At 70.7% G+C, this 12,548-nt stretch carries 14 protein-coding genes; 9 read left to right on the top strand and 5 right to left on the bottom strand.

Annotated elements, in window-relative coordinates; genetic code table 11:
• Window positions 1-4: 4 nt before the first annotated feature.
• Entirely contained in the window at window positions 5-1,084 is a 1,080-nt protein-coding gene (locus tag AX018_RS12400; protein ID WP_211322427.1) for an efflux RND transporter periplasmic adaptor subunit, read from the bottom strand.
• A gap of 481 nt (window positions 1,085-1,565) precedes the next feature.
• On the opposite strand from AX018_RS12400, the gene AX018_RS12395 reads away from it, so the two are divergent.
• Window positions 1,566-2,618, top strand: coding sequence for an AraC family transcriptional regulator (locus tag AX018_RS12395; protein WP_211322426.1), 1,053 nt, complete (start codon window positions 1,566-1,568; stop codon window positions 2,616-2,618).
• Between the two features lie 27 nt (window positions 2,619-2,645).
• Here AX018_RS12395 and AX018_RS12390 read toward each other — a convergent pair whose 3' ends face one another.
• Together AX018_RS12390 and AX018_RS12385 are read right to left on the bottom strand one after the other, a co-directional pair.
• Window positions 2,646-3,023 (bottom strand): dihydroneopterin aldolase, encoded by a 378-nt coding sequence (locus AX018_RS12390; protein WP_111877592.1) that lies wholly within the window; start codon window positions 3,021-3,023, stop codon window positions 2,646-2,648.
• Window positions 3,024-3,078: 55 nt separating this feature from the next.
• A complete protein-coding gene (locus AX018_RS12385) occupies window positions 3,079-3,867 on the bottom strand; it encodes an SDR family oxidoreductase (protein WP_111877591.1) in 789 nt (262 codons plus the stop codon).
• A 17-nt stretch (window positions 3,868-3,884) separates the two neighbouring features.
• Between AX018_RS12385 and AX018_RS12380 the strand changes: the two genes are divergently transcribed.
• The gene (locus tag AX018_RS12380) at window positions 3,885-5,012 is read left to right on the top strand and encodes a class I SAM-dependent methyltransferase (RefSeq protein ID WP_211322425.1); all 1,128 of its coding nucleotides are present in this window, start codon (window positions 3,885-3,887) and stop codon (window positions 5,010-5,012) included.
• A gap of 103 nt (window positions 5,013-5,115) precedes the next feature.
• On the opposite strand, the gene AX018_RS12375 is transcribed toward AX018_RS12380, so the two are convergent.
• Window positions 5,116-5,559 carry a ricin-type beta-trefoil lectin domain protein gene (locus tag AX018_RS12375; protein ID WP_170146243.1) on the bottom strand — a complete coding sequence of 148 codons (444 nt, stop codon included), beginning with the start codon at window positions 5,557-5,559 and terminating at the stop codon, window positions 5,116-5,118.
• 124 nt (window positions 5,560-5,683) lie between these two features.
• On the bottom strand, window positions 5,684-5,929 hold the full coding sequence (locus AX018_RS12370) for a hypothetical protein (protein WP_170146242.1): 246 nt from the start codon (window positions 5,927-5,929) through the stop codon (window positions 5,684-5,686).
• Window positions 5,930-6,126: 197 nt separating this feature from the next.
• On the opposite strand from AX018_RS12370, the gene AX018_RS12365 reads away from it, so the two are divergent.
• From AX018_RS12365 to AX018_RS12335, 7 genes are all read left to right on the top strand, one after another.
• A complete protein-coding gene (locus AX018_RS12365; protein ID WP_111877587.1) occupies window positions 6,127-7,035 on the top strand; it encodes a TauD/TfdA dioxygenase family protein in 909 nt (302 codons plus the stop codon).
• Between the two features lie 48 nt (window positions 7,036-7,083).
• On the top strand, window positions 7,084-8,142 hold the full coding sequence (locus AX018_RS12360; protein ID WP_111877586.1) for an ABC transporter substrate-binding protein: 1,059 nt from the start codon (window positions 7,084-7,086) through the stop codon (window positions 8,140-8,142).
• Window positions 8,143-8,159: 17 nt separating this feature from the next.
• A complete protein-coding gene (locus AX018_RS12355) occupies window positions 8,160-9,170 on the top strand; it encodes an ABC transporter ATP-binding protein (protein ID WP_111877585.1) in 1,011 nt (336 codons plus the stop codon).
• On the top strand, window positions 9,167-10,060 hold the full coding sequence (locus AX018_RS12350; protein WP_111877584.1) for an ABC transporter permease: 894 nt from the start codon (window positions 9,167-9,169) through the stop codon (window positions 10,058-10,060). The genes AX018_RS12355 and AX018_RS12350 overlap by 4 nt, the downstream gene beginning before the upstream one ends.
• A gap of 133 nt (window positions 10,061-10,193) precedes the next feature.
• Entirely contained in the window at window positions 10,194-10,388 is a 195-nt protein-coding gene (locus AX018_RS12345) for a DUF2905 domain-containing protein (RefSeq protein ID WP_111877583.1), read from the top strand.
• Between the two features lie 85 nt (window positions 10,389-10,473).
• Window positions 10,474-11,385 carry an amino acid ABC transporter substrate-binding protein gene (locus AX018_RS12340; protein ID WP_111877582.1) on the top strand — a complete coding sequence of 304 codons (912 nt, stop codon included), beginning with the start codon at window positions 10,474-10,476 and terminating at the stop codon, window positions 11,383-11,385.
• Between the two features lie 179 nt (window positions 11,386-11,564).
• Complete coding sequence (locus AX018_RS12335; protein WP_111877581.1) at window positions 11,565-12,500, top strand: ROK family protein; 936 nt, start codon at window positions 11,565-11,567, stop codon at window positions 12,498-12,500.
• The last annotated feature ends 48 nt before the right edge of the window (window positions 12,501-12,548 follow it).

Here is a 12,548-nt window from a genome sequence, read left to right as displayed (position 1 = left end):
CTCCTTACTGCCGGGCCGCCACCGGGCTCACCCGGGCGCCGGGTGCGATCGATGCGCCGCCGGCCACGACCACCCGGTCCCCGGACCGCAGGCCGTCGGTGACCTCGATCCAGTCCCCCTGCACCGCGCCCAGCCGCACCGCCGCCAGCTCCGTGGTCTGGCCGTCCGCCTTCAGGCGCAGCACGCTGCCCGCGTCGCCGGTCTGCCCCGGCAGGAGCGCGCGCAGCGGCACCTGTACGCCGGCCTGCGCGGCAGCACCGGACGCCACGGCGACCGACCAGGTCGAGCCGACCGGCGCGGTGTCCGGCACGGAGAGGAACACCTGGCGCACGCCGCCGGTCTCCAGGCGCCCGGAGACGCGCAGGACCCGGCTCTCCAGCCGTTCGGCGCCGCTGCGCAGCACGGCGGGCTGGCCGGCCTGCAGGCCCAGGTGCCCGGGCACCCGGATCGAAAGCTCCCGACCGCTGCCGTCGATGGCCATCACCGGCACGCCGGGGCCGGCCGTCTGCCCGGGCTCCAGGGTGCGCGTGGCCACCACGCCGGCGGCGGGCGCGCGCAGCCGGGCGTGCTCCAGCGACCACGCCGCCAGGTCGCGCTGGGCGCGTGCGCTGCGCAGGGCGGCGTCGGCGGTGGCCTGCTCGGCCTGCACGGCGCTCCACTCGCTTTCGCTGGTGGCCCCGGCAGCGCGGGCCGCGCGGGCCCGCTCGACGCGCAGGCGGGCTTCGGCGGCCTGCGCCTCCAGGCGCGCCACGTCGCCGCCGGCGGCGGCGAATTGCGCCTGCAGCGGCTTGTCGTCGAGCAGCGCCAGCACCTGGCCCCGCCGCACCGCATCGCCCGGCTCCACCAGCACCTGGCCCACCAGCCCGGAGACGGGGAACGCCAGCTCGATGCGCTGGGTGGCGCGCACCTCGCCGACGTATTCCAGGGCCGCCGCGGCGCTGTCCCGGGCCGGGACGACATAGGCGGGGCGGACCGTTTCGGCCACGGCATCGGCCGGTGTCCGCGTGCATGCCGACAGGGCCGCCAGGCTGGCGGCGATGGCGATCAGCCGCACGGATCGGGATTCAAAGAAGTTTTGTTTCACGGAAGGATCTCCGGGCACACGGGCAGGGATGGGTTGGGTGGGCCGCCATGGCGGCCGGGCTGCCGGACCGTCGGCATGCCGTGCGCCGGACTGTAGGGAGGGGGGATCTTTTTTGTGGGGACAAAAAAGGCCATCAATGGCGCTAAATAGGCCAAAGGGGGCACTGCGGGTCGATGGGGACAGCATGCCGCCAAAGGGCCTGCACAGCGACGCCGTGGCGAAAATCCCTGCGGCTGGCGGGCATCCGCAGGATGGCTTCCCTGGAGGGAAGGGACAATTAAGGTCATGAAGGGGGCGTTTCCGGCCGACATGGTTGCGGCGGCGGAGGTCCGTCTGCGCGGGAAAACCGTGACGCAACAAGGACTTGCGCCGGTGCGTGCGCGGCGGGTGCGGGTCTGTCCCGGCGTGATGGATGGCGGCGTTTGCGTCATCATCGTGCCTTCCCTCACTTCTCTGGCTGTTTCACCGACCGATGAACCCCATGCCCGAGCCGCCCGACAGCGCGCCAGCGACCCCGGTCCCCGAGTCGCGCACCATGGCCAATATCGTCCCCCAGGTCGCCCAATCGCTGCTCGGCTTCATCGAGGAGCGGGGGCTGGCGCCCGAGCGCCTGTGCCGGGGCCTGGGTTTCACCTACCAGGACCTGATGGGCCGCGAGACGTTGCTCTCGTACGACCAGATCCGCGCCCTGATCCTGCGCGCGCAGCGGCTCCTGGGGAACGAGTCCGCGATCGGCCTGGCCGTCGGCGCGCGCGAAACCCTGGTGTCCTGGGGCGTGGCGGGCCTGACGATGCTGACCTGCGAGACCTTCGGCGAGGCGATGGCCTTCAGCATCGAACACCAGAACGACGCTGGCGCGATGATGGACCACCGTTTCGGGGTGCATGGCCGGCAGATGTCCCTGGACGCCGTGCCCCGCGTGTTCGACCTGCTGGTCGAGCCTTTCCTGGTCGAGCAATCCTTTGCCGGCACGGTGGCCGTGGCCCGCCTGGTCATCAGCCAGGAGTTCGGCCCCGTGCGGGTGGATTTCGGGTTTCCGGCGCCGGCCAATGCGGACGTCTACCGCCAATTCTTCCGCTGCCCCGTGCGGTTCGACGCCGGCTGCCACCGCATGACCTTCGACACCCACTGGCTGGATGCGCGGTTGCCGGGCTATGACCGCATCGCCTGCGGCCTGCTGCGCCAGCAGCTCAATACGCTGCTCAAGCGCCCGATCGGCCAGTCCGACCTCGTGGAGTCGATGTCGAACCGGCTGCGCTTCGACATCGAGGCGCGCCCCCGGCAGAAAGACCTGGCGCAGACGGTCAACATCAGCGACCGCACGCTGCGGCGCCGGCTGGGCCAGCAGAACGTGAGCTACACCCGGCTGCGCGACGGCACGCGGTTCGAGCGCGCGCGCGACCTGCTGAGCCATTCCACGATGACGATCGCCCAGATCGCCGACGCGGTGGGCTATTCCGACGCCCGCGCCTTCCGCCGCGCGTTCAAGCGCTGGTCGGGCCAGTTGCCGGGGGAGTTCCGCGGCGGCCTGTGAGCGGTGCGCGGGGGCGTCAGTGGGCGCTTACCACTCGCCGCACTCCATGCGGATCGCCACTTCGCAGTCGTCGAAGATCTCCAGCTTGGCGATCTTCACGCGCACGCCGATCACGCCGGGCAACTGCATCAGCCGCCGCGTGAGCTTGCCGATCAGGCTCTCCAGCAGGTTCACGTGCTCGGCCGTGCACTCGTCGATGATGATCTGGCGCACCTTGCGGTAATCCAGCACGTGGCCGATGTCGTCGTCGTGCGGCAGCAGGGGCTGGCGGCCCTGGTTCAGCTCCGCGTCCACCTGGATCGGCTGGGGCGCGGTCTTCTCGTGGTCGAGGATGCCCAGGTTGGCGGCGAAGCGCAGGCCGGTGAGCGCGAGGGTCTGGTGGCCGGCGTCGTGGTTGATGGGCATGGTGGGTCGGGGCAGTGGAAAAGAGGGGGGAGGTGAGGGGGCGGCGGCCCGCGTGTCACATCAGCGAGAAATCGCGCTCGAACCGCATGAGGTGCTGGCCGCCATCGACCAGCAGCGTGGTGCCCGTGATCGACCGGTTGTCCAGCGCGAAGCGCACGGCGGCGGCCACGTCCTCGGGCGTGGAGGAGCGGCCCAGCGGGCTTTGCGCATGCAGCTGCCGGAATTTCTCGTCGGAGAGCATGTGGCTCGTGAGCGTGAGCCCGGGGGCCACGCCCACCACGCGCACGTGCGGCGCGAGCGCCTGCGCGAGCAGGGTGGTGGCCGATTCCAGCGCGGCCTTCGAGAGCGTGTAGCTCAGGAAGTCCGGGTTGGGGTTCCAGAGCTTCTGGTCCAGCAGGTTGACCACCGCGCCCTGCGGCGGGCGGCCCTCGGCGTCGGCCCCGCGCTGCGCGGTGTGCGCGTGCAGCGCCTGCGCGAGCAGGATGGGCGCGGCCGTGTTGCTGCGCAGGTGCTTTTCCAGCGCCGCGAAGCCGAAGCTGGCCGCGTCGTCGTGCTCGAACAGCGAGGCGCTGTTGACCACGGCATGCACGGCACCGAAATGCGCCACCACCCGGGGCAGCAGGCCCCGCACGGCGGCCTCGTCCTGGAAATCCGCGTCGAATGCGGCGCTTGTCGCCGTAAACATTGAGCAATCTGCTACTGTTTTGAGAGCGTCCTCGCGCGAGCCGCGGTAATGCACGGCCACCTGCCAGCCGCTGGTCGCGAGGGCCAGCGCGATCTCGCGGCCGAGGCGCCGAGCGGCGCCGGTGACGAGCACGGTGCGGGTGGGGGAGGAGGAGGGCATGGCGGACAATCGGGGCCGTGACGACGACAGAACACCTGAGTTTATCGAGCGCCCTGCCACGGCACGTGGCGCGCGCCATTGCCGAGGCCGGCGGCTGGATCGGATTCGACCGCTTCATGGAGCTGGCCCTCTACACCCCGGGCCTGGGCTATTACGCCAATGCGCTGCCGAAGTTCGGCGCCATGCCCCAGTCCGGCAGCGACTTCGTGACCGCGCCCGAGCTGTCCCCCGTGTTCGGCCGCGTGCTGGCGCGGCAGGTCGCGCAGGCGCTGGACGCCACCGGCACGCACGAGGTCTGGGAGTTCGGCGCGGGCTCCGGGGCCCTGGCCGCGCAACTGCTGGAGGCCCTGGGCGAGCGCGTGCGGTGCTACACCATCGTCGATCTCTCGGGCAGCCTGCGCGAGCGCCAGCAGGCGCGGCTCGCGCCCTGGGAGGGGCGGGTGCGCTGGGCCCAGGCCCTGCCCGAGCGCTTCGAGGGCGTGGTGGTGGGCAACGAGGTGCTGGATGCGATGCCCGTGCAGCTGCTGGCGCGCCATGGCGGCGCGGGCACCGGCACGTGGCACGAGCGCGGCGTGGCCGTGCAGGAGGGCTCGCCGGAGGCGGCGCCGCGCTTCGCCTGGGCCGACCGGCCCACGGCGCTGCGCCCGCCCGTGGAGATCGAGGGCCCGCACGATTACCTCACCGAGATCCACGCGCAGGGCGAGGGCTTCATGCGCATGCTCGCCCAGCGGCTCGCGCGCGGCGCGGCCTTCCTTATCGACTACGGCTTCGGCGAGGGCGAGTACTACCACCCGCAGCGCCACATGGGCACGGTGATGTGCCACCGCGCCCACCAGGCCGACGCCGATCCGCTCGCGGACGTGGGCCTGAAGGACATCACGGCCCACGTCAACTTCACCGCCATGGCCCTGGCCGCGCAGGACGCGGGCCTGAACGTGCTGGGCTACACCACGCAGGGGCATTTCCTCCTCAATGCCGGGTTGCTCTCTTTTCTGGAGCAGATGACGCAGGCGGAACGAGGACATGCCGCCAAACTGATGATGGAACACGAGATGGGCGAGCTGTTCAAGGTGCTGGCCGTGGGGCCGGGCGAGCCCTGGGAGCCGATGGGCTTCGCGCGCGGCGATCGGTCGCACCGGCTTTGAAAAGAGAAAAGCCGCCTGCGGTCGGAACCCGCAAGCGGCTTGTGCGTGGCGCGGCCCCTTCGGGGCCGCGCATTCTGGCTGGCGCCGTGGCGCCAGATTTTCTTCAGGCCGTTTCCAGCATGTTCTGCAGAACGGGAACCGCCAGGCTGCTCCATTTCTGATTCTGGCCGTTGTTAATGGGCCAGATGAGAACGGGATTACCCGGGCTGGCATTACCGCCGGAATTATCCAATACCATGTTCGGATATTGGGCGTTGGCGATGAAGGGAGGGTTGCCCACCCAGTTCCACTTCTGGCTGTTGCGGCCCAGGACCAGGTTGGCCACGATCACCTGCCCCTGCTGCCCGTTGTATCCCTGCACGTCCAGGCACAGCGAGGGATTTGCCACCAGCGTGATGTAGCCGGTATTGGGGTCCATGTTCCATTGCGACGTCGTGCCCCCGACGCCCGCGAGCGTCTGCAGGGTGACCAGCGAACCCGCCGCGACATTGGTCACACCGACGCAGAGATTGGTGTTCTGCTGGCTCTGGATAACGTATGCGGTCATCTTCATCCCTCCTAAAGGATAATGGTTTTATCGGTCCGAATTAATGCTGGACCGAGGGACTATTCTCGGCAGATGTGGGGGGAAGTCAACGAAAGTGTTTCCGGCCATCCTTAATATTCCTGAATTAACCTGAAATAATCTGAAATCCTGGTTCGATTGGCGTGTTCAGGGTGATTTCCATGCGTATGTACTGCCCTGGACGGGGCAGGCCCTGGAACGTCAGCACGGCCCTGCCGGGCGTGCGCAGGCCTCCCTCGACCGCGGCGATGGTTGCCGCGGCGTCGGTGAAGGGGCTCTCCCGGCCGACCACCGGCCCCGGCGTGCCCCGGGCCGCCGGCGCGGCGATCTCCGGGAGGAGCCGGACTCCCATGGTTGCGAAGACCTCGTCACCCGCCTGGATGCCGTGCAATGGAGTGAGCCATATTGCGGAGTAATGTGATCAAGATGATTTCTTAGCTGTTTTGGTTGTAAGCAGCTGAGAAATCCGTCGTTCCCGGAATGAACCCGCCTGCCTACAGTGCAGGCCTTCGGGGTGCCGTGCCCCGGTTCATCTCCAAGGTTCGATCCATGTCGGCTGTCCTGTCGCCCACCGATGCCATCCCTGCGTCGCCGCAATCCTTCGACATCCGCCCGTTGCCGGACGGCGCGGGCCCGCTGGGCGCCGAAGTGGTGGGGCTGGATCTCTCGCGCCCCCTGAACGCCGGGGATTTCGGGCGTATCCACCGTGCGCACCTGGCCCACCACGTGCTGGTGTTCCGCGACCAGCGCATCGCGCCGGCCGAGCACATCGCGTTCAGCCGCCGCTTCGGGCCGCTGCAGATCCACGTGCAGAAGAAGTTCCAGCTCGCCGGCCACCCGGAGATCCTCGTGGTCTCCAACATCCGCGATGCGCGCGGCGAGCCCGTCGGGCTGGGCGACGCGGGCCATTTCTGGCATTCGGACCTGTCGTACAAGGAGCGCCCCAGCCTGGGCTCGCTGTTGCACGCGCAGGAGCTGCCGGGCGAGGGCGGCGACACGCTGTTCGCCGACCAGCACGCCGCCTACGACACGCTGCCGCCGGCGCTGAAGGACCGCATCGCGGGGCTGAGCGCCGAACACAGCTACCTGGCGCGCTACGAGGAGCTGCGCGCGCGCAATCCCTGGCGGCCCGCGCTCACGCCGGCGCAGCTCGACGAGGTGCGGCCCGTGGTCCACCCGGTGGTGCGCACGCACCCGGAGACGGGGCGCAAGGCGCTCTTCGTGAGCGAGCATTTCACGACCCGCATCGTCGGCCTGCCCGAGGCCGAGAGCCGCGAACTGCTGGACACGCTGTTCGCCGCCAGCACGCGGCCCGCGTTCACCTACCGCCACCGCTGGCAGCCCCGCGACATGGTGTTCTGGGACAACCGCTCGGTCGTTCACCTGGCCGCCGGCACGCCCGATAGCGAGCGGCGCAAGCTCTACCGCACCACGATCGAGGGCGACGTGCCCCGGTAATCCCCGCCCCCGATGCTGCCCACCCGTTCCCCTGAAAGAAGCCACGCCATGCCACTGTCTCCGTCCCGCCCCGGATCTTCGGCCCCGCCACGCGCCCGCAGGGGCTGGCTGCGGCGCTGCGCGGCGCTGTGCGTGGGGGCCGGCCTGCTGGTGGCGGGCGCGGCGCAGGCCGCCGAAGGGCAGTTGCGCATCGCGCAGCAGTTCGGCGTGGTGTACCTGCTGCTCAACGTGGCGCAGGAGCAGAAGCTCATCGAGAAGCACGGCAAGGCCGCGGGCGTGGACATCCGCGTGGAGTTCGTGCAGCTCTCGGGCGGCGCGGCGGTCAACGATGCGCTGCTGTCGGGCAGCGTGGACATCGCCGGGGCCGGCGTGGGCCCGCTCTTCACGCTGTGGGACCGCACGCGCGGCCGGCAGAACGTCAAGGGCGTGGCCTCGCTGGGCAATTTCCCGTACTACCTCGTCAGCAACAACCCGGCCGTGAAGACGCTGGACGACTTCACCGACAAGGACCGCATCGCGCTGCCGGCGGTGGGGGTGTCGGTGCAGTCGCGCGTGCTGCAGTACGCCTCGGCGCAGCGCTGGGGCGACAAGGCCTTCGACCGGCTGGACAAGCTCCAGGTGGCCGTGCCCCATCCCGAGGCGGCCGCCGCCATCATCAAGGGCGGCACCGAGATCACCGCGCACTTCGGCAACCCGCCCTTCCAGGAGCAGGAGCTGGCCGGCAACCCGCAGGCGCGCACCGTGCTCAACTCCTACGACGTGCTGGGCGGTCCGGCCTCGGCCACGGTGCTCTACGCCACCGAGAAATTCCGCCGCGACAGCCCCAAGACCTACCGCGCCTTCATCGCCGCGCTGGACGAGGCCGCGCGCTTCATCGCGGCCCAGCCCGAGCAGGCGGCGGACATCTACCTCAAGGTGACGGGCGCCCGCACCGACCGCGCCCTGCTCGTGAAGATCCTGCGCAACCCCGAGGTGCAGTTCATGGTGCGCCCGCAGAACACGCTGGGCCTGGGCCAGTTCATGCACCGTGTGGGCGCGATCCGCCACCGGCCGGCCGCGCTGCAGGACTACTTCTTCGACGACCCGCTGGTGGCGGGCGGCAGCTGAACCCGGAGGCCCGAGCCATGCGATTCGGACCGATCCCCCGGGCCCTGCTGGAGCGCGTGGAGGAAGAAACCGGCGGCCCGGCCCTGTGGGGCCAGGCACCCGCAGCGGCCGAGCCCGCCGCGCCGCCGCCGCGCCCCGCCGCTGCTGCCGCCGCGGGCCAGCCCCTGCTGCGCGTGGAGGGCGTGAGCATCGACTACCGCACGCGGGAGCGCGCCGTGCGCGCCACCCACCGCGTGGGCTTCGACGTGCACGAGGGCGACCGTTTCGTGCTGCTGGGCGCCTCGGGCTGCGGCAAGTCCACGCTGCTCAAGTCCATCGCCGGCTTCATCGCGCCGAGCGAGGGGCGCATCGTGCTGGGTGGCGTGCCCGTTGCGCGGCCGGGGCCCGACCGGGTGGTGGTGTTCCAGGAGTTCGACCAGCTCCCGCCCTGGAAGACGGTGCGCGAGAACGTCGCCTTTCCGCTGCTGGCCGCGCGCCGCGCCACGCGCGCGCAGGCCGATGAGCGCGCGCGGCTCTACCTGGACAAGGTGGGGCTGTCGAAGTTCGCCGACGCCTACCCGCACCAGCTCTCGGGCGGCATGAAGCAGCGCGTGGCGATCGCGCGCGCGCTGGCCATGCAGCCGCGCGTGCTGCTGATGGACGAGCCCTTCGCCGCGCTCGATGCGCTCACGCGCCGCCGCATGCAGGAGGAACTGCTCGGGCTGTGGGAGGCGTTCGGCTTCACGCTGATCTTCGTCACGCACTCCATCGAAGAGGCGCTGGTGGTGGGCAACCGCATCGCCATCCTCTCGCCGCATCCGGGGCGGCTGCGCGCGGAGATCAATTGCCACCAGTTCGGCCTGCACAGCCTGGGCAGCTCGGAATTCCAGGCCACCGCGCAGCGCATCCACCGCCTGCTTTTCGACGAACCCGCCGGCGCTTCGCCGGGCCCGGCCCGCGTGCCGGAGCGCCCGGCCGCCGTGCCCGGCGCACCCGGTGCGTTCGGCGCAAGGTCGGCGGACGTGCTGCCGTTCCGCATCGCCCTATGACCACCACGACCGCACCCACCCCCGCGCGTGCCCTGCCGCCCGTGCGCCCCGAAATCGAGCGTGCGCTGGAGCCGCTGGACGGCATCGCGCCCGAGCAGCCCCTGCCGTGGGCCGCGCGGCTGTGGCAGCTGCCGGCGGTGCGCCGCCTGCTGATCCTCGTGGTGCTCGCCGCGCTGTGGGAGGCCGCCGCGCGCTGGCAGGACAACGACCTGCTGCTGCCCACCTTCCTGCAGACCGCGCGGGCGCTGGGCGAGGGCCTGGCCTCCGGCGAGCTGCTCGACAAGACGGCGATCTCGCTCGCCGTGCTGCTCAAGGGCTACCTGCTGGGCATCGCGGGCGCCTTCGCGCTCACCACGCTGGCGGTGTCCACGCAGCTGGGGCGCGACCTGCTCTCCACGCTCACGGCGATGTTCAACCCCCTGCCGGCCATCGCGCTGCTGCCGCTCGCGCTGCTGTGGTTCGGGCTGGGGCAGGGCAGCCTGGTGTTCGTCCTGGTGCATTCGGTGCTGTGGCCGCTGGCCCTGGCCACGTACGCGGGCTTCCAGGGCGTGCCCGAGACGCTGCGCATGGCCGGGCGCAACTACGGACTCGGGGGGCTGCGCTACGTGCTGCAGATCCTCGTGCCGGCGGCGCTGCCCTCCATCCTGTCGGGGCTGAAGATCGGCTGGGCCTTCGCGTGGCGCACGCTCATCGCGGCGGAGCTGGTGTTCGGCGCCTCCTCGGGCAAGGGGGGGCTGGGCTGGTACATCTTCCAGAACCGCAACGAGCTCTACACCGACCGCGTCTTCGCCGGGCTGGCGCTGGTGATCCTCATCGGCCTGCTCGTGGAAACCCTGGGATTTCACACGCTGGAGCGCGTCACGGTGCGGCGCTGGGGCGTGCAGCGCTAAGATCGTGAACACGTTCTAAAGGGGCGCGGAACGCGCACCTTTCATTCCTGCTGGCGGAAAGGCCGCGCCGCGGCGGTGGAATGGCTTTTTGCCGGGGTATGGCAAAAACCGGCTCTGCACCTACACTCGCGGGATGTTGCGCTGGCTGATCGTCGTCTTCCTGGCCCTGGTGCTGCTCCAGGGCCTGGCGCCGTTCCTGCAGCGGCTGGGCGTGGGGCGCCTGCCCGGTGATTTCCACTTCCGCCTTTTCGGCCGTGAATGGAACCTGCCGCTGGCCAGCACCCTGCTGCTCAGCGCTGCCGCGAGCCTGATCGCCAAATGGCTATGAGCCGGGCCGTCACATGCCCGGCGCCTTCCCCTGGCACAGTGATTGCCTCACTTTTCTTCCCTACCCCCACGTTCCGGTCCTCCCCATGATTCGCCGCTCTTTCCGGCTGCTGGCGCTTGCCGCGGCCTTTTCCGCCCTCTCCGCTCCCGTGCTGGCCCAGGCTCCGGCCGACACGATGGCCCGCATCCAGCAGTCCCACACCATCACCCTGGGCGTGCGCGAGTCGGCGTGGCCGTTCTCGTTCGTGGACAAGCAGAACGCCGCCAAGCCCGCGGGCTACTCGGTCGATCTGTGCCAGGCAGTCGTCGAGGAGATCAAGAGCACGCTCAAGCTCAAGGACCTGGAGGTGAAATACCGCCCGGTGAGCGCGCCCGAGCGCATCCCGAAGCTGGAGTCGGGCGAAATCGACCTGGAGTGCGGCTCCACCACCAACACCAAGGCGCGCCAGGAGCGCGTGGCCTTCGGCCCGACCATGTTCGTGGCCGGCATCCGCGTGCTGGTGCCCAAGGGCACGAAGGCCGATTCGGTGCAGGACCTCACGGGCATGACCGTGGCCGTGAGCAAGGGGTCCACGTCGGAGAAGCTGTTCACGCAGCTCACGGTGAGCGAGGTGAAGGCGACCGTGAAGGTGTTCGAGAACAACGACGAGGCCTTCAAGGCCCTGCGCGCGGGCACCGTGAAGGCCTTCGCGCAGGACGATTCGCTGCTGCTGGGCCTGATGGCCCGCAACCATGCCCAGGACACGCTGGCGCTGGGCGGCTTCGCGCTGTCGGTGGAGCCCTACGCGATCATGATGCGCAAGGGCGATGCGGCGCTGGCGGCGGCGGTGGACAAGGCCCTGGGCCGGCTCTATGCCAGCCGCGAGATCGACCAGATCTACAAGAAATGGTTCGCCACCGAGCAGATCTCGATCCCCGTGGGCCGCCTCACGCGCGAGAGCTTCAGCCGGCCCAACAAGGAGCCCGGGGTGGCGATGATGCTGGGCTACTCGCTGTAACAGCGGCCTGCTGCCTGCCTGCAGCGCACCGGCCCCGGGCACGGCCACCGTGCCCGGGGCCGTGTGCTTCCTGGGGCTGCCGGCCTACATGGCGGCCCCCTCCGTGCGGCCGATACTGTCGCCTCGATGTTTTCCGGCGCGCCGCGCGGCGCGCCCCTTGAAGAACGACCGAGGTGGCGATGAGAGCTTGTATCGACATTGGGGGCACCAAGATCGCGGTGGCGCTGGCGCCCCCGGGCACGGACCTGGCGGAACTGGTGGCCCGCCGCACCGAGCCGACCGCCAAGCAGGGGCCGCCCGACGCGCTGGCGCGGCAGGCCCTGCGCATGGTGGACGAGGCCTGCGCCGAGGCGGGCATCACCCGCGCGCAGCTGCAGTCCACGGGCGTGGCGTGCTGCGGGCCCTTCGCCCTGCGCGATGGCCTCGTCGAGGTCTCCACGCCCAACATCTGCGGCGGCCTGCCGGGGGCCGACCGCAGCCTGCTGCCCAACGACTGGACGCGCATCCCCCTGCAGGCGCCGCTGGCCGAGGCTCTGGGCACCGTGCACGTGCAGAACGACGCCGTGGCCGCGCTGGTGGCCGAGCGCCGCTGGGGCGCGCTGCGGGGGCTGGACCACTGCGCCTACGTGACCTGGAGCACCGGCATCGGCGTGGGCCTGTGCGTGGACGGCCGCGTGCTGGCCGGCAAGAACGGCAATGCGGGGCATGCGGGCCACAGCTTCTCCAGCGAGGGCCCGGCCGATGCCCGCTGCGGCTGCGGCAACGTGGGCGATGTGGAGTCGCTCGTGGCGGGCAATGCGATCCCCCGCCGCTGGGGCCGCGACGCGAGCGAGCTGGTGGGCGCCGCGCGCGCCGGGGAGCCGGCCGCGGCCGAGGCCGTCGCCCGCATGGGCCGCGTGCTGGGCCGCATGCTCTACAACCTCGTCGCCATCCTGGATCTGCAGCGCATCAGCGTGGGCGGCAGCGTCTTCCTGCACCACCGTGATTTTCTGCTGCCGCTGCTGCAGGCCGAGGTGTCGAACCACCTGCCCGCGCTCACCGGGGGCGTGGAGGTGGTGCCCGCGGGGCTGGGCCTGCAGGTGGGGGATTACGCGGCCCTGGCCGTGGCGGGCTGACCGCGCCGACGCAGGCCGCTCCCCCGTGCTGGCGCGGCGGGGGCCTTT

It is taken from the genome of Paracidovorax anthurii (genome assembly GCF_003269065.1).
Taxonomy (GTDB): domain Bacteria; phylum Pseudomonadota; class Gammaproteobacteria; order Burkholderiales; family Burkholderiaceae_C; genus Paracidovorax; species Paracidovorax anthurii.
Note: the sequence above shows the minus strand (reverse complement) of the source record. Positions and strands in the feature narration are given on the sequence as shown.